Raw genomic sequence first — 17,820 nt, forward strand, 5'->3', positions numbered from 1 at the left:
AGCTCTGGCCTCGTCGCGTTTCAATCTGGAGAACTGCGCGTTCTTCTGCGCTGAGGTGAACGTAGCTCTTTGACATGCATACACCCTACTTGCTGAGAGGGTGTTGCGCTTGGAAGTTGAGTCTAAGCAGTTACCGGCTTTCCTAACTGCGATGCCGCTCCGAAGGCTTTGAGCTATAAGGGACGTACCTGGGTTGTTACGCAGGTTACATGTGTTACTCGGAGGAAAGGTGAGCCTGAGAAAGATTTGCTGACAAGGGCCGCGCTGGTGCCTCGAAACTACGGGCGTGCAGAGGTATCTAAGTCATCGGCGGCCTGTTCCGCAAGTGGGCGCGTTACCCAGCAGGTGATACGTTAGGCCAAGCCATAGCGATTCCTAAACACTTCTGATTGGGGAGCGTCTTCTCATGGACGGCATTGGACATGGCGGCGGTACAACACAGCAAATGGCTACGCCTAGAGCTGGCATCCGGTCTGTGTAGCGGCATTTGGGGCCGGTCTTGGTGCAGGGATCTGCAGGGAAGGCAGCGGCCCCTGGTGACTGATCTTGGCCTTGTCGGATTTGCTTTGCTGCGACACGCAGGCATGCGGAAAAAGCTATCTATGAAGTGCGCAGGCGTGGCGGGGCGACGATTGCGCGCGCAGATCGTATAGAGGCGGCCGGCGCGTAAGCTGCGGATGGGGGAGGCTCTGGGCCGCCATGCCTCGATACCACCCCTCAGCCGCTCGATCGAACTCCGATCAATTCCCGAGCCTACGTGATGGCAGATCCCCCTGCCACGCAGCCGTAGCAGTGACTTTAGGGGTATATCTGGGGGTATTTGAAACAGCTGTTTTTCATAAAAACTATTAAAAACAGCTGTTTACCTTAATTTAATGGAGGCTGATCCTGTCTCCGCCCGTCGTCCCTGCTATGGCCTTCCACTCTCCGGGTTATCGATGACACCGCAATGACAGTGTGCCGGCGGCGCCTATTCACGATCTGCCCATTGGCCCGCTGCTAGCCTGCGGCCATTACCTTCACAGCATCGGCAGCGCGCATGGCCCCGTCCCACTGGCGTCTGATCCTCAACGGCAAGTCCACCGATAATCTGGACCTGCGTGAGGCAGTGGGAACGCTGCGCAAGCGCGGCATCCAGCTCGATGTGCGGGTCACCTGGGAAGACGGCGATGCCGAGCGCTACGTGGGCGAGGCAGTGGCCGATGGCGTGCATACGGTGGTGGCCGCCGGTGGCGACGGCACTCTGAGCGAAGTGGCGGCTGCCCTGGCGCACCACGAGGGCGATGCGGCCACGCTGCCGTCGCTGGGCCTGGTGCCGCTGGGCACCGCCAACGACTTCGCCACCGCCGCCACTCTGCCGATCGCCCCGCTGGAGGCGTTGACCTTGATCGCCGAGCGCGTCGCGCAGCCGGTCGACTTGCTGCGGATCGACGCCGACCACGGCCCGCACTGGTGCGCCAATGTGGCCAGCGGCGGCTTCGGCACCCAGGTCACCGTGGAAACCGACGAAGGCCTGAAGAAGATGCTCGGCGGTCTGGCCTATCTCATCACCGGCATGTCGCGGCTGGGCCGCATCGACCCGATCAGCGCCCGCTTCAGCGGCCCGGAGTTCAGCTGGGAAGGCGAATTCATCGCGCTCGGGCTGGGGAACGGGCGCCAGGCCGGTGGCGGCCAGGCGCTGTGCCCGGAGGCATTGATCGACGACGGCCTGCTGGATGTCACCATCGTCCCCGACCTTGACGGCGAAGTGGCCGCCACGCTCGGCACCCTGGTCACCGGCGGCAAACAGGCCGCGCTCGAACGGGTGGCCGTGCGCGCGCGCGTGCCGTGGCTGGACATCGTCTCCCAGCAACCGCTGACCTTGAACCTGGACGGCGAACCGGAAACCTCCCGGCACTTCCGCATCGAATGCGTCCCGGCGCGGCTGCGGATGCATTTGCCGGGTGAGTGCCCTTTGCTTGGTGGGTGAGAATCGGGAATCGGAAAAGCGTGGCAGGCATTTCGGGTGAGCAAGGCAATCGCCTCGCTTTACGCTCCTTTATGTCCACGACGATAAGGCACTGCTTGCGCGCTATTGGCGCGTGCCCTGGAGCGCCCGCGCTGCTGGCGCGGAGCGGGGGTGAGGTGAGGGTTCCTGCGCCGGCTCGCCTGCCGCCATCAGCCACCTTGCTCCGGAAAGCAGGCGCCGCAAGCGTCTGCACGGAGCGCGCCGCGCGGACTCTAAAGCGTGCGCACTGAGATCCGGCGCCCACCGGCCTGACGACATCAACCCGCTCGCCTGCGTGGCCTCAGCTGACCGCCATCCCGAAAAACACTCCAGCAACACCAGCCCACCTTCGCCGTTGTTGAACGGCGTTCGCCCGCGCCTGCTGCCCTGGGCCAGCAGTTGCGCTACAGTAGCCGCGTGTCCCGCCTGACGACTCCACGCTCCTTCTCTTCCGCTCGCCGCTGGTGGCGATGGTGGCCCGTTGCCGTCGTCCGCCCCGCCACAGAGTCCCGGAAGGAAAGTCGTCTTGATCACTGCAGAGCAGTTCCAGCGCCAGGCCGCTGAAGGTCACACCCGTATTCCCGTTGTCCGCGAAGTGTTGTCCGACCTGGACACGCCGCTCTCGGTCTACCTGAAGCTCGCCGACGGCGCCTATACCTATCTGTTCGAATCGGTCGAAGGCGGGGAGCGCTTCGGGCGCTACTCCATCATCGGCCTGCCGGCGCGGCGCGTGTACAGCTTTCGGGGCCACACGCTGGAGGTCAGCGAACACGGCGAAGTCGTCGAGACCCGGGAGGTCGCCGACCCGCTGGCCGAAGTCGATGCGTTGCGGGCCGAACATTCGGTGCCGCAGCTGGATGGGCTGCCCGGCTTCACCGGCGGGCTGGTCGGCTGGTTCGGTTTCGAGTGCATCCAATACATCGAGCCGCGCCTGGGGAGTGGCGACAAGCCCGACGAACTCGGCACGCCGGACATCCTGCTGATGCTCTCCGAAGAGCTGGCGGTGTTCGACAATCTCAAGGGCCGTCTGTACCTGATCGTGCATGCCGACCCGCGGCAGCCGCAGGCCTATGTGCGCGCCAATCGGCGCCTGGACGAGCTGGCGCATCGCCTGCGTCAGGGCGGCGCCGGTTACCCGCAGGCGCAGATTTCCGATGCGATCGACGAAGCGGACTTCCATTCTTCGTTTACCCGCGAGGAATATCACGCCGTGGTGCGCAAGGCGCAGGAATACGTGCGTGCCGGCGATATCTTCCAGGTAGTGCCATCGCAACGCTTGCGCGTGCCGTTCCGCGCGCGCCCGGTGGATGTGTATCGCGCGTTGCGTGCACTGAATCCGTCGCCGTACATGTATTTTCTCGATGTCGGCGGTACCCAGGTGGTTGGTTCGTCGCCAGAAATTCTGGCGCGCCTGCGCGATGGCGTGGTCACTGTGCGCCCGATCGCCGGCACCCGCCCGCGCGGCGCCACGCCCGAACTGGACAAGGCACTGGAAGCCGAACTGCTGGCCGACCCGAAGGAACGCGCCGAGCACGTGATGCTGATCGATCTGGGTCGCAACGATGTCGGCCGCGTGGCCGAACCGGGCACGGTCAAGGTCGGCGAGCAGTTCGTGATCGAACGCTATAGCCATGTCATGCACATCGTCAGCGAGGTGACCGGCACCCTGAAAGCCTGCCTGAATTATAGCGACGTGCTGCGCGCCACCTTCCCGGCCGGCACTGTCAGCGGCGCGCCGAAGATCCGCGCGCTGGAAATCATCCGCGAGCTGGAGCCGGTCAAACGCAACGTGTATTCCGGCGCGGTCGGCTATATCGGCTGGCATGGCGATGCCGATACCGCCATCGCCATCCGCACCGCCGTCATCCAGGACGGTTACCTGTATGTGCAGGCCGGCGGCGGCGTGGTCTACGACTCCGACCCCGACCTGGAGTGGCAGGAAACCATGAACAAGGGGCGTGCGCTGTTTCGCGCAGTTGCCCAGGCGGCGAAAGGCCTGTGATGGACGGGCAGGGTAGCGCTATGCGCATCAGCTTTCGCAACGACTACAGCGAAGGCGCGCATCCGCGGCTGTTGCAGGCGTTGGCGCAGGCCAGCGCCGGGCAGCATGCCGGCTATGGCACCGATCGGCACACAGCGCGTGCGGTTGCGTTGATCCGCAATGCAGTCGCGCAGCCGCAGGCCGACGTGCATCTGCTGGTCGGCGGCACGCAGACCAATCTGATTGCTATCAGCGCGTTCTTGCGCCCGCATCAGGCAGTCATCGCGGTGGACGCGGCGCATATCGCTACGCACGAGACCGGCGCCATCGAAGCGACCGGCCACAAGGTGCTCACCGTGCCGGCGCTGCACGACAAGCTGACGCCTGCGCTGATTCAGCCGGTGCTGGCTGTGCACAGCAACGAACACATGGTGCAGCCCCGTCTGGTCTACATTTCCAACAGCACCGAAAGCGGCACCATCTATACGCGCGCCGAACTCGATGCGTTGTCGCGGTTTTGTCGCGCGAACGATTTGCTGCTGTACCTGGATGGCGCGCGTCTGGGTGCGGCGCTGACCGCCGACGGCAACGATCTGGATCTGCCGGCCATTGCCACGCTGACCGACGCGTTCTATATCGGTGGCACCAAGAATGGTGCGCTGCTCGGCGAAGCGCTGGTCATCGTCAATCCCGCCCTGCAGGCGGATTTGCGTTATCTGATCAAGCAGCGCGGCGCGCTACTGGCCAAGGGCATGGTGGTTGGTGCGCAATTTGCGGAGTTGTTCGAAGACAGTCTGTTCTTCGAACTGGCCGCGCATGCCAATGCCATGGCGCAACGCTTGCGCGCCGGCCTGCTTGCGGCCGGCGCGCACTTCACCAGCGACTCGCCGACCAACCAGCAGTTCATCGCCGTCAGCGCGCAACACGCTGCGCAGCTCGTGCAACGCTACGACTTCGAGCGCTGGGAAGTGCGCACCGATGGCAGTCAGGTAATCCGCTTCGTGACCTCGTGGGCGACCACAGCCGCGTCGGTCGATCGGCTGTGTGCGGATGTTGCGGCCCTTACGCACGACCCTGAGGCGGAGGGTCATCAGTATACATCAAGGACTACGAGTGAATAGATTCACTGCCTGGATGCTCGTCGTTTCCCTAGTGCTGCCGCCGGTGGTCGCAGCGCCGATCAATACCTTGCCATCGCAACCGCATTTGATGGTGAAGGGCAGCCGTTTTCAAGTCGATCGCATTATGAAGATCGTGCAGCTGCCAACGGCAAGCCTTAATCCATCAGTGATCGCTCGGTTCATAGGATTCGGCAGCAGCCTCCTCAGGCAACGCATCCGGTAAAATTGTTCATCACTTGCCGAGCGTACTGATAGTGCGGCAACCATCCGAGATTGAGGTTTCATATGCGCGTCAGGGAGAGCACCATCGAGCAGGAGCTTATCGAAAAGCTTGGTGGACTCAAGTACACGCTGCGATCTGACATTCGCAGCCGGGCTGCGCTCGAAGCCAATTTCCGCAAGCATTTCGAAGAGCTGAACCGGGTCGCCTTGACCAACGCTGAGTTTCAGCGCCTGCTGGAAGATGTCGTTACCGCGGACGTATTCAAAGCCGCGCACACCTTGCGCCACCGTAGCGCCTTTACGCGCGACGACGGCACGCCGCTCAACTACACCTTGGTCAACATCAACGACTGGTGCAAGAACACCTTCGAGGTTGCCAGCCAGCTGCGCATCAATACCGACGACAGCCACCATCGTTACGACGTCATCTTGCTCATCAATGGCGTGCCGGCGGTGCAGATCGAGCTGAAAACGCTAGGTATCAACCCTCGCAGGGCCATCGAGCAGATCGTCGAGTACAAGCACGATGTCGGCAACGGTTACACGCGCACACTGCTGTGCTTCATCCAGCTGTTCATCGTGAGCAATCGTGACGCGACCTACTATTTTGCCAATAACAATGCGCGCCATTTCGCCTTCAATGCGGATGAGCGCTTTCTGCCCATCTACCAATACGCTGCGCCGGACAATGGCAAGATCAGCGGCCTGAATGCCTTTGCTGACGCCTTCCTGCCCAAATGCACGCTGGGGCAGATGATCAGCCGCTACATGGTGTTGGTGGCCAGCGAGCAGAAGCTATTGATGATGCGGCCGTACCAGATTTACGCGGTGAAGAACATTGTCGAGTGCATCGACAGGAACCTCGGCAACGGCTACATCTGGCACACCACCGGCAGTGGCAAGACGCTCACCAGCTTCAAGGCATCGACGCTGCTCAAGGCCAACCCCGCCATCGAGAAATGCCTGTTCGTGGTGGATCGCAAGGACCTGGATCGCCAGACTCGCGAGGAGTTCAGCCGCTTCCAGGAAGGCTGCGTCGAGGAAAATACCAATACCGAATCAATGGTGCGCCGCCTGGTCTCCGACGAGGCGGCAGACAAGGTCATCGTCACCACCATCCAGAAGCTGGGCCGCGCATTGGATCCGGCCCGTGCCGACTACCGGCAGCGGCTAGAGCCCTTGCGCGGTCAACGTATTGTGTTCATCTTCGATGAATGCCACCGATCCCAGTTTGGCGAGAACCACCAAGCCATCAAGGAATTCTTTGCCAATGCCCAGCTATTCGGCTTCACCGGTACGCCGATCTTCGAGGACAATGCCAGCTACAAGCGTATCGAAGGCGACGAACAGACGCTGAAGACCACCGAAGACCTGTTTCAGCAATCACTGCACGAATACACCATCACCCACGCCATTGAGGACAGGAACGTCCTGCGGTTCCATGTGGACTACTACAAGCCCGATGGAAAAGGTGCGCCAAAGCCCGGCGAAACGCTGGCCAAGCGCGCGGTGGTCGATGCCATCCTCAGTAAGCACGACGCCGCCACCGGCGGGCGGCGCTTCAACGCCATCCTCGCCACCGCGTCCATCAACGACGCCATCGAGTACTTCGGGCTATTCAAGACCGCGCAGGCCGAAAAGCAACAAGCCGAGTCCGGCTACGTGCCTCTCAACATTGCTGCGGTGTTCTCGCCGCCCAGCGACGTCAGCGCCGATGTGCGCCAGTTGCAGGAAGACCTGCCGCAAGAGCAGGAAGACAACAGGAAGGATCCGGACGCCAAGAAGGCCGCACTCAAGGCGATCATCGGCGACTACAACACGCGCTTCGGCACCAACCATCGCATCGAGGAATTCGACGCCTACTACCAGGACGTGCAGCAGCGCATCAAGGATCAGGAGTTCCCCAATGCCGACCTGCCGGGCAAGGGTCGCGAGAAGCTGGACATCGTGATCGTGGTGGACATGCTGCTCACGGGCTTTGACAGCAAGTACCTCAATACCCTGTACGTGGACAAGAACCTCAAATACCACGGCCTGATCCAGGCGTTCAGTCGCACCAATCGCGTGCTCAACGACACGAAACCGTATGGCAACATCCTCGACTTTCGCGGCCAGCAGAAAGAAGTGGATGCCGCCATTGCGCTGTTTTCCGGTGTGAAGGCGGACAAGGCCCGCGAAATCTGGCTGGTGGATACCGCACCGGTGGTCATCGACAAGCTGAAGGAAGCGCGCGCCAGCCTCGACAGTTTTCTCGCCTCGCAAGGGCTGGGCGGCAAACCCGAAGACATCGCCAACCTCAAGGGCACGGCAGCCAAGGTCGCCTTCATCAAGTACTTCAAGGACGTGCAGAAGCTGCAGACCCAGCTGGACCAGTACACCGATCTGACCGCCGAGCAACAGGCGCAGGTCGAGGCCATCCTGCCCAAGGACGAACTGCGCAGCTTTCGCGGCCAGTACCTGCAGAAAGCCGAGGAACTGCGCGCCGACCAGAAGAAAGCCGGCGGGCTGGATGATGTAACACGCAACGACGTCGAGCAGCTCGATTTCGAGTTCGTGCTATTCGCTTCCAGCACTATCGATTACGACTACATCATGAAGTTGATCGCCGATTACTCGGGCAAGGCGCCAGGCAAGGCCAGCATGAGTCGCGAGCAGTTGATCGGCCTGATTGCCAGCGATGCCAAGTTCATCGACGAGCGTGAAGACATCAGCGCGTACGTGCGCGGGCTCAGAGCTGGCGAAGGACTGAGCGAGGAGGCCATCCGCGCCGGCTATGAGGCGTTCAAGGCAGAAAAAGCCGCGCAGGAAATGGCCGCGCTCTCCGGCAGGCACGGCTTGCCGGTTGCCGACCTGCAGGCATTCGTCGACGCAATCCTGGCCCGTCGCATCTTCGACGGCGAACGTCTCACCGAACTGCTGGCCCCCCTGGACCTGGGCTGGAAGGCACGCACCCAGGCAGAGCTGGCATTGATGCGTGATCTGCTGCCACTGCTGCACAAACGTGCCGGTGGGCGTGAAATCGCCGGGTTGAAGGCGTACGAGGAGTGAATATGGCAGAGCAAGGAGTGACGACGACGCTGCCGAGATTGCGCTTCCCGGAGTTTCGAAAGATGGCTTCGTGGCCGATAGTGCCGCTTGAGGAAATAGCTGAACGTATTTTCACCAAGAATAGCGACGGTCAATTGACACGCGTTCTTACGAATTCGGCAGAGTTCGGTGTCCTAGATCAGAGAGACTATTTCGACAAAGACATCGCGACGGCCGGAAAGGTCGATGGCTATTACGTCGTCAGTAAGGGCGACTACGTTTACAATCCGCGAACGTCAGCCATTGCTCCTGTTGGTCCGATCTCGCGGAACAATCTTGGAGAAGGCGTGATGTCGCCTCTCTATACTGTTTTTTGCTTTTCTGAAGAAAAAACGGATTTCTACGAGCATTATTTTAAATCGCCTGGCTGGCATTCATATCTGCGGAGTGCGGCAAGTACTGGTGCCAGACACGATCGCATGAGTATTACGGCCGGCGCTTTTATGCGTATGCCTGTTCCATCGCCGTCGCGCGAGGAGCAACAAAAAATCGCCGACTGCCTGACGTCGCTGGAGGAAGTGATCGCCGCGCAGGGGCGGAAGGTGGAGGCGTTGAAAGTCCATAAACGCGGCCTGATGCAGCAACTCTTCCCCCTCGAAGGCGAAGCTCTTCCCCGCCTCCGTTTTCCCGAATTTCGCGATGCGCCGGAGTGGGCGGAAAGGCCTCTTTGCCAAGTGATTGAAGTTGCCTCCGGGCAGGTTGATCCGACAGAAGCGCCATATTGCGACTTTCCACACGTCGGCGGTGAAAATATTGAATCGGAGACCGGTAGCCTGGTTGGCCTAAAATCCGCCCGTGAAGATGGTGTAACGAGTGGCAAATATCTTTTTGATGAGAAGGATGTCCTCTACTCGAAGATTCGTCCCATTTTAAATAAAGTCGCAGTGCCGGATTTCAACGGCATCTGTAGTGCGGACATCTATCCGATACGGCCATCAAGCAGTGATATCACACGTCAATTTCTAGTCTACTTACTCCGTTCCGCCTCGTTCGTAGAGTACGCAACGAAGCATTCCGAGCGTGGAAAGATCCCCAAGATCAACAGGGAGGCATTAGCTGCTTACGGTGCACGTCTCCCGCAGCAGGTTGAGCAACAACGCATAGCTGATTGTCTGTTCTCTGTGGACACCGCGATAACCGCAGAATCCGCCCAACTCACCGTCCTCAAGACCCACAAGCAGGGCCTGATGCAGCAACTTTTCCCTGCGCAGAGGGCGGGCTGAAATGGCCGATGTGGCGCTTCCCGATCTTCCGGCCCTGGCCCAGCATCTACGCGACGAGTTGGAACGCAAGAAATTCGTATTGCTCTACGCTTACAACGGTGTCGGAAAGACACGCCTGTCTGGTGCCTTCCGCGATCTGGGGCGTGTGGTGGACGCTGACGGGCAAACCACGCAGCGCGATACGCTCTATTTCAACGCCTACACCGAAGATCTGTTCACCTGGGACAACGATATAGCGTTCGAGAGAAAGCGCGTTCTGGAACTCAATGCGGATTCTAAGTTCTTCGCCGGCTTGAGCGAACTGGAGATGGAAGTGAAGATCGGGCGGCTGCTGGCACGCTATACCGATCTCAACTTCTATATCGATTACGAACGTCGCCAATCGACGGAGTCTTCCAGCGAACCCGGCATGCTGCTTCCTCCTGCCGTAACCTTCTTTCGCGAGCGCGAGGAGGATGGCGATCCTCGGCCGATCAAGGCGTCTCGCGGTGAGGAAAACATCTTCATCTGGTGCTTCTTTCTGGCCATCGTCGAGCTGGCGATGGACCCCGAGATTGAGGCTTACCGTTGGGTGAAGTACGTCTACATCGATGATCCGATCTCATCGCTCGACGAACACAACGCCATCTCCGTTGCCAACCATCTCGCCCAGCTTCTGACGAGCGTGGAGAATGGCCCGCGTGTCGTTGTCTCGACGCATCATGTTTTGTTCTTCAATGTGCTGTGCAACGAACTCAAGAATAAGGCGTTCCGGCACTTCCTAAAGAATGGGGTGGAGCCCGGCCGCTATGCCTTGCTGGATACCACGTCCAAGCCATTCCTTCACCATCTTTCGACATTGGTGGAGTTGCATGAGGTACAGGCATCCGGAGAGCTCTACACCCATCATTTCAACATGCTGCGTCGGGTGATGGAGCAGACCGCCAATTTCTTGGGATTGGAGGACTGGAAAAACTGCATCAAGGTCGCCGACGTCGACCCCGATCGAACCTTGTTCACCCGGATGATCGATCTTATGAGCCACGGCGATTACTCGATCTATGAACCACGGGAAATGATGGAAGAGAACAAGGCGCACTTCCGTACCGTTTTTCGCCGGTTCGTCACTGGCCATCCGTTCAATCCTGCCCTGTTCCCACGCATGGAACAGGGGGGTAGGTGATCCATGAGCGAGCTGATCCTCTACACCAGCGAAGACGGCAAGAGCCGCATCCAACTGCGCGCCGAAGGCCAGACCGTCTGGCTGACGCAGGCGCAGATGGCGGAGCTGTTCAACGTCAGCACCGACACCATCAGCCTGCACCTGAAAAATATCTTTTCAGACAACGAGTTGGAGCCTGAACGAACTACCGAGGAATCCTCGGTGGTTCAGCGGGAGGGCGCGCGCGAAGTGCGCCGGCCGGTCACGCTCTACAACCTCGATGCCATCCTGGCGGTCGGTTACCGCGTGCGATCAAAGCGCGGGGTACAGTTCCGCCGTTGGGCCAGCACCGCGCTCAAGGAATATCTGTTCAAGGGCTTCGTCATGGACGATGAGCGCCTGAAGAACCCGGATGGCCGTCCGGATCACTTCGACGAGATGCTGGCCCGCATCCGCGACATCCGCGCCTCGGAAAAGCGCTTCTATCAAAAAGTACGCGAACTGTTTGCCCTGAGCGTGGACTACGACAAGACCGACCGCGCCACGCAGGTCTTCTTCGCCACTGTGCAGAACCAATTGCTTTACGCGGTGACAGGGCAGACCGCTGCCGAACTCATCATGGCCCGCGCCAATCCCGACGACCCGCATTTCGGGCTGCGTGCCTGGAGTGGTGGGCGCGTGCGCAAGCAGGACATTCTGATCGCCAAGAACTACCTCAGTGAGGACGAGATGGACACCCTCAACCGTCTGGTGACCATCTTCTTGGAAACTGCAGAGTTGCGCGCCAAAAATCGCCAGGAGATCCCCATGCGCTTCTGGAGGGAAAACGTGGGGCAGATCATCAGTTCCAACGACTTCCCCTTGCTGGCCAATGCCGGTTCCGTCAGCCACGCACGGATGGAGACGGAAACCAACGCACGCTATTTCGCCTTCGACGAACAGCGCAAGCAGCAGGAAGCGCAGACAGCCGATGCCGTTGACGCCGCCGAACTTGCCGCAATCGAAAACAAGATCAAACGACGCTTGAAACCATGACAAAAGACGATCAAAAAGAACTTGGTAAAACCTTGTGGGCGATTGCCGACCAGTTGCGCGGAAGCATGAATGCCGACGACTTTCGCGACTACATGTTGTCCTTTCTGTTTTTGCGCTACCTGTCGGATAACTACGAAGCGGCGGCAAAGAAGGAGCTTGGCTCGGACTATCCCGACGCGAAGGCCCTCGATAATAGCGAAAAGACGCCGCTGTCGGTCTGGTACGCGGCCAATCCGGACGACATAGCCGCATTCGAGCAACAGATGCGGCGCAAGGCGCATTACGTCATCAAGCCTAAGTACCTGTGGGGCAACATCGTCAATCTGGCGAAGACACAAAGCCACGATCTGCTCGACACCCTGCAGCAAGGCTTCAAACACATTGAGGAAGATTCGTTCGAGAGCGAATTTCAGGGCTTGTTCTCGGAGATCAGCCTGGCGTCGGACAAGCTTGGCAGAAAATACGACGACCGCAATGCCAAGCTGTGTTCGATCATCAGCGAAATTGCGCGCGGCATGGCGCTGTCTACCAAGACCGATTCGCTGGGCGATGCTTATGAGTACCTGATCGGTCAGTTCGCCGCCGGCTCCGGCAAGAAGGCTGGCGAGTTCTACACGCCGCAAGAGATCTCCAACATCCTGTCCGCCATCGTCACCCTCGACAGCCAGGAGCCGAAAACCGGCCCGCGCGGCAAGTTGGACAGCGTGTTCGATTTCGCCTGCGGCTCAGGCTCGCTGCTGCTCAATATCCGCCATCGCATGGCGAAGAGTGGCGGCAGCATCGGTAAGATCTACGGGCAGGAATACAACGTCACCACCTATAACCTTGCGCGCATGAACATGCTGTTGCACGGGGTAAAGGACACCGAGTTCGAGATCTATCACGGTGACACGCTGAAGAACGACTGGGACTGGCTGCGCGAAACCAATCCGGCAAAGAAGCCCCGTTTCGACGCCGTGGTCGCCAATCCGCCTTTCAGCTACCGCTGGGAGCCGGGTGAGGCGATGGCGCAAGACCCGCGCTTCAAGAACTACGGCGTGGCTCCCAAGAGCGCAGCAGATTTCGCCTTCCTGCTTCATGGCTTGCAGTATCTGAAGGACGACGGCGTGATGGCGATCATCCTGCCGCACGGTGTGTTATTTCGCGGTGGCAAAGAGGCCGACATCCGCCGCAAGCTACTGGACGACGGCCACATCGATACGGTGATCGGCCTACCGGCCAACCTGTTCTACTCCACCGGCATTCCAGTGTGCATTCTGGTGCTTAAGAAGTGCAAGAAGCCAGACGACGTGCTGTTCATCAACGCGTCCGAGCAATTCACAAGAGGCAAGCGACAAAATCAGCTTACTGCTGAGCACATCAAGCGGATTGTTGACACATACAAGAATCGCGATGAGCAGGAGCGCTATTCAAAGCGAATTTCGATGAAGAGGATCGCCGAAGAAGGCTACAACCTCAACATATCTCGTTACGTTAGTACTGCAAAAGCAGACAAGGAGATCGATCTCGAAGCTGTGCATGTCGATTTGAAGGCGATCGAATCGGAGCTCGAAAAAGCGAAGAGGCGCCACAATGCTTTCTTGATCGAGTTGGGGCTCAAACCCCTGCCGTGAAATTGTAGCCGTACTGTCGAAACATCCTGGCTCATCGGATAATGTCGGCTCACGTTCGTTGACGGTGCCGAGGCGTGAAGTCAGGGCTGGATCGGCATGTTGAATCCTTAAGTGTCTCGTGAAATCAATTGGGTGAAGAAACGTGCTCTTGATGTTAGACAACTACGACAGCTTCACCTACAACCTCGTGCAGTACCTGCAGGCGCTGGGCGCCGAGGTCACGGTGGTGCGCAACGACGCCATGAGCGTCGACCAGATCGCCGCGCTCAGGCCCGAGCGCATCGTCATCTCGCCCGGTCCGTGTACGCCCAACGAGGCAGGCATCTCGCTGCAATTGATCGAGCAGCTGGGTCAGACCACACCGATCCTGGGCGTGTGCCTGGGCCATCAAAGCATCGGCCAGGTCTACGGTGGCGATGTGATCCGCGCCGGCAACATCATGCACGGCAAGACCTCGCCGATTCGTCATCAGGGCAAGGGCGTGTTCGCCGGTCTGCCGGACAGCTACGAGGCCACGCGCTATCACTCGCTGGTGGTGGACAAGACCACTTTGCCGGACGCACTGGAGGTCACCGCCTGGACCGAAAATCCGGATGGTTCGATGGAAGAGGTCATGGGCTTGCGCCATCGCCAGTTTCCGGTCGAAGGCGTGCAGTTCCATCCCGAATCGATCCTGACCCAGCACGGACATGCCTTGCTGAAAAACTTTTTGCAGCGTTGATAGCGATGCGTCGTCTGCGCCTCGGCGTGACCACCGTATCGCGCTGCGTCGCTACAACGCCAACGCAGAAGTGCAGTGGCACTCAACGTGCGCACCGTATCGCGCAACGTAACGTTACCGCTGCACCGCCTTCCATCGCATCCGGATCACGATGAGCACACCCGACGACAGCATTCACTTCTACGAGCCGAGGCAGGGTCACGGGCTGCCGCACGATCCGTTCAATGCCATCGTCGGCCCGCGTCCCATCGGCTGGATCGGCTCGCGCAGCGTCGAGGGCATTGCCAATCTGGCGCCGTACAGCTTTTTCAATGCATTCAACTACATTCCGCCGATCGTCGGCTTTGCCAGCATCGGTCGCAAGGACAGCGTGCGCAACATCGAAGCCACCGGCGAATTCACCTGGAATCTGGCCACCCGGCCACTGGCGGAAGCAATGAACGCCAGCGCGGCGATGGTACCGGCGGAAGTCGATGAATTCGATCTGGCCGGCCTGCAGGTGGCGCCATCGCGCCTGATCGGTGCGCCACGGGTCGCTGCCAGTCCGGTCAGTTTCGAACGCCGGCTCAGCCAGCTGTTGCCACTGCAAACCGCTGCCGGGCACGCCATCGAGACCTGGTTGGTGCTGGGCGAAGTCGTCGGCGTGCACCTGGCCAGGTCGGCGCTGCACGAGGGCATCTACGACCCGGCTGCGGTGCAGACGATTCTGCGCGCGGGCGGGCCGGCCGATTACTACGAAGTGCAGGCGCAGGCGCGTTTTCGCATGACGCGTCCGGGCCAATGATCGCCGCAGCTGCAACGGCAGCCGCGCCGCTTGGTGCTTGCGCCTTCCTGCGCTGATCGCGCGCTGCAAGCTGCCTGCGTCTTCATCCATCACGTTCTGCCACGGTTGTTCCCATGCCCATCACTCCGCAAGAAGCCCTGCAACGCACCATCGAACACCGCGAAATCTTCCACGACGAAATGGTCGAGTTGATGCGGCAGATCATGCGCGGCGAGGTCTCCGACATGATGGTCGCGGCCATCCTCACCGGGCTACGGGTCAAGAAGGAAACCATCGGCGAAATTGCCGGCGCCGCCACGGTGATGCGCGAGTTCTCGCGCCGCGTGGACGTGGCCGATCGCCAGCACATGGTCGACATCGTCGGCACCGGCGGCGATGGTTCGCATACCTTCAACATCTCCACCTGCGCCATGTTCGTCGCCGCAGCCGGCGGTGCCAAGGTGGCCAAGCATGGCAATCGCAGCGTCTCGTCCAAATCCGGCAGTGCCGACGCACTGGAAGCATTGGGCGCGGTGATCGAGCTGCAGCCCGAGCAGGTTGCCAGCGCGTTGGCGCACACCGGCATCGGCTTTATGTATGCGCCAGTGCATCACCCGGCCATGAAGGTGGTGGCGCCGGTGCGACGCGAAATGGGTGTGCGCACCATCTTCAACATTCTTGGCCCGCTGACAAACCCGGCAGGCTCGCCGAACATCCTGATGGGTGTGTTCCATCCGGATCTGGTCGGCATCCAGGCGCGTGTGCTGCAGGAGCTTGGCGCCGAGCGCGCGCTGGTGGTGTGGGGGCGCGACGGCATGGATGAACTCTCGCTTGGCGCCGGCACCCTGGTCGGCGAACTGCGCGACGGCCAGGTACGCGAATACGAAGTGCACCCGGAAGATTTCGGCATCGCCATGTCGGCCAGCCGTAACCTCAAGGTGGCCGATGCTGCGCAATCGCGCGCGATGTTGCTGCAGGTATTGGACAACGTGCCTGGCCCCGCGCTGGATATCGTGGCGCTCAACGCCGGTGCTGCGTTGTACGTGGCCGGCGTCGCCGACAGCATTGCCGATGGCGTACTTCGGGCACGCGCGGTCATCGCCGACGGCTCGGCGCGCGCGCGCCTGGACGCCTATGTGGCCTACACCCGCCAGCTCGCCGTGCAGCCCTGAGCCATGCCGGCAACCCCCACGCAGCAGCCATTACCCGCCGGCATCCTCACAGTCGCGCTGGCATGCTGCGTGCTGGCGCGCAGCCGCGCTCCAGTGCGGCCGTCTTGACCGATAATGCCCGCCCGCCAGGACCCGATACGATGAGCGACATCCTCAACACCATTCTTGCCCGCAAGGCCGACGAAGTCGCCGAGCGCAGTGCGCGCGTGCCGCTGGCCGAGTTGATTGCGCGCAGCGCCGACCTGCCGCTCACGCGCGGATTTGCAGCTGCCATGCAGGCCAGCATCGCCGCAGGCGACCCGGCCGTGATTGCCGAAGTGAAGAAGGCCAGCCCGTCCAAGGGTGTCATCCGGCCGGACTTCCAGCCGGCCGATATCGCGGTCAGCTACGAATTCGGTGGCGCGACGTGCCTGTCCGTGCTCACCGATGTGGATTTCTTCCAGGGATCCGATGCCTATCTGCGCCAGGCGCGCGACGCCTGCACGCTGCCGGTGCTGCGCAAGGATTTCACCGTCGACCCGTATCAGGTCTACGAAGCCCGCGTGCTCGGCGCCGACTGCATCCTGTTGATCGTCTCCGCGCTGGAAGACGCCCAACTGGCCGATCTATCGGGTCTTGCCATGCAGCTGGGCCTGGACGTGCTGGTGGAAGTGCACGATATCGACGAGCTCGAGCGTGCGGTGCAGGTGCCGGTGCCGTTGATCGGCATCAACAACCGCAACCTGCGCACCTTCGAAGTGACGCTGCAGACCACGTTGGACATGCGCTCCGCGGTGCCGCGCGATCGCGTGCTGGTCACCGAGAGCGGCATCGTCACCCAGGCCGATGTGCAACGGATGCGCAGTCACGATGTGAACGCGTTTCTGGTCGGCGAGACCTTCATGCGCGCGGCAGAACCCGGCGAGTCGCTGCGTCAGCTATTCTTCGCGCATGACTGAGTCGTATCCCGTCCCGCGCGAGGACGCACCGCTGGTAGTCTTCGACTTCGACCACACCTTGTACGACGGCGATTCCGGCAGTCATCTGTTTGCCTGGCTGATCAAGCGCAACCCGTTGCGCTTGCTGGTTGCGCTGTTGGCCTCGCCCATTCTCGGCCCGATGGTGGCGATGCTGCCAACCCGGCGGCGCGGCGTGTCCGGCTATGTGTGGATCGCCACGTTCGGCCTGCACCGCGCGCGCGAGTTCAACCGTTTCATCGACGCATACGTGCTCAAGCATGAAGCGCAGATCCGCCAGCGCCTGCTTCCGCATGCCTTGCAGGTCTTCACCCAACACCGCGCTGCCGGCGACCGTGTGGTGGTCGCCACCGGCGCACCGCCGGAGTTGGCGCGCGCCATTCTCGGCTTTGTGGCCCACCAGGACGTGCCGGTCATCGGTAGCCTGGTCGGCCCGCGCCTGGGCGCCGTCACCGCGCGACGTCACTGCCATAACGAAGAAAAGATGCGCATGCTGCGCGAGCGCGGCTACGCCGATATCGCCATCGCCTATTCGGACAGCACCGCAGATCTGCCGCTCTTGAAGGCCGCGCGCGCGCCGGTGGTGGTCAATCCCAAGGCCAATCGCGAAGCGCTGTTCCGCCAGGTGTTGCCGACAGGCACGCCCATCCTCAACTGGGGTTGCCGCGACCGTGGCGGCAAAGCCCCGTAGGGGAGCGAAACATCCAGGCGGCTAGATCGTTTCGCGCGGAGCGACACGATTGCGCGGTCCAGCTTGCGACGGCGCATCTGTGCAGCGGATCGCACGGGCAGACCGAT

14 protein-coding genes are annotated in these 17,820 nt (G+C 60.9%); all 14 read left to right on the plus strand.

Annotated features, from left to right (window positions below; all coding sequences use genetic code 11):
- Nucleotides 1–1,039 precede the first annotated feature (1,039 nt).
- Nucleotides 1,040–1,969: a lipid kinase YegS gene (gene yegS, locus F7R02_RS06810; protein WP_005927961.1), complete on the plus strand. Its 930-nt coding sequence runs from the start codon at nucleotides 1,040–1,042 to the stop codon at nucleotides 1,967–1,969.
- A gap of 544 nt (nucleotides 1,970–2,513) precedes the next feature.
- The gene (gene trpE / locus F7R02_RS06815) at nucleotides 2,514–3,989 is read left to right on the plus strand and encodes an anthranilate synthase component I (protein ID WP_078591248.1); all 1,476 of its coding nucleotides are present in this window, start codon (nucleotides 2,514–2,516) and stop codon (nucleotides 3,987–3,989) included.
- Complete coding sequence (locus F7R02_RS06820) at nucleotides 3,989–5,089, plus strand: threonine aldolase family protein (RefSeq protein ID WP_078591247.1); 1,101 nt, start codon at nucleotides 3,989–3,991, stop codon at nucleotides 5,087–5,089. The genes trpE and F7R02_RS06820 overlap by 1 nt, the downstream gene beginning before the upstream one ends.
- Before the next feature lie 13 nt (nucleotides 5,090–5,102).
- Nucleotides 5,103–5,312, plus strand: coding sequence for a hypothetical protein (locus tag F7R02_RS06825; RefSeq protein WP_033483977.1), 210 nt, complete (start codon nucleotides 5,103–5,105; stop codon nucleotides 5,310–5,312).
- Nucleotides 5,313–5,374: 62 nt separating this feature from the next.
- Nucleotides 5,375–8,359: a type I restriction endonuclease subunit R gene (locus F7R02_RS06830; protein ID WP_078591246.1), complete on the plus strand. Its 2,985-nt coding sequence runs from the start codon at nucleotides 5,375–5,377 to the stop codon at nucleotides 8,357–8,359.
- A 2-nt stretch (nucleotides 8,360–8,361) separates the two neighbouring features.
- Nucleotides 8,362–9,621 carry a restriction endonuclease subunit S gene (locus tag F7R02_RS06835; protein WP_078591245.1) on the plus strand — a complete coding sequence of 420 codons (1,260 nt, stop codon included), beginning with the start codon at nucleotides 8,362–8,364 and terminating at the stop codon, nucleotides 9,619–9,621.
- Between the two features lies 1 nt (nucleotide 9,622).
- Nucleotides 9,623–10,783, plus strand: coding sequence for an AAA family ATPase (locus tag F7R02_RS06840; RefSeq protein ID WP_078591244.1), 1,161 nt, complete (start codon nucleotides 9,623–9,625; stop codon nucleotides 10,781–10,783).
- Between the two features lie 3 nt (nucleotides 10,784–10,786).
- Entirely contained in the window at nucleotides 10,787–11,797 is a 1,011-nt protein-coding gene (locus F7R02_RS06845; RefSeq protein ID WP_078591243.1) for a virulence RhuM family protein, read from the plus strand.
- Nucleotides 11,794–13,410: a type I restriction-modification system subunit M gene (locus F7R02_RS06850; RefSeq protein ID WP_078591242.1), complete on the plus strand. Its 1,617-nt coding sequence runs from the start codon at nucleotides 11,794–11,796 to the stop codon at nucleotides 13,408–13,410. The genes F7R02_RS06845 and F7R02_RS06850 overlap by 4 nt, the downstream gene beginning before the upstream one ends.
- 142 nt (nucleotides 13,411–13,552) lie before the next feature.
- On the plus strand, nucleotides 13,553–14,131 hold the full coding sequence (locus F7R02_RS06855; protein WP_003483050.1) for an anthranilate synthase component II: 579 nt from the start codon (nucleotides 13,553–13,555) through the stop codon (nucleotides 14,129–14,131).
- A 151-nt stretch (nucleotides 14,132–14,282) separates the two neighbouring features.
- Nucleotides 14,283–14,915 carry a flavin reductase family protein gene (locus tag F7R02_RS06860; RefSeq protein WP_078591241.1) on the plus strand — a complete coding sequence of 211 codons (633 nt, stop codon included), beginning with the start codon at nucleotides 14,283–14,285 and terminating at the stop codon, nucleotides 14,913–14,915.
- Between the two features lie 113 nt (nucleotides 14,916–15,028).
- Complete coding sequence (gene trpD / locus F7R02_RS06865; protein WP_005914206.1) at nucleotides 15,029–16,066, plus strand: anthranilate phosphoribosyltransferase; 1,038 nt, start codon at nucleotides 15,029–15,031, stop codon at nucleotides 16,064–16,066.
- 62 nt (nucleotides 16,067–16,128) lie between these two features.
- Nucleotides 16,129–17,004, plus strand: coding sequence for an indole-3-glycerol phosphate synthase TrpC (gene trpC, locus F7R02_RS06870; RefSeq protein WP_170912781.1), 876 nt, complete (start codon nucleotides 16,129–16,131; stop codon nucleotides 17,002–17,004).
- On the plus strand, nucleotides 16,997–17,713 hold the full coding sequence (locus F7R02_RS06875; RefSeq protein ID WP_078586082.1) for a haloacid dehalogenase-like hydrolase: 717 nt from the start codon (nucleotides 16,997–16,999) through the stop codon (nucleotides 17,711–17,713). The genes trpC and F7R02_RS06875 overlap by 8 nt, the downstream gene beginning before the upstream one ends.
- Nucleotides 17,714–17,820: the final 107 nt, after the last annotated feature.

It is taken from the genome of Xanthomonas cissicola (assembly GCF_008801575.1).
Classification (GTDB): domain Bacteria; phylum Pseudomonadota; class Gammaproteobacteria; order Xanthomonadales; family Xanthomonadaceae; genus Xanthomonas; species Xanthomonas cissicola.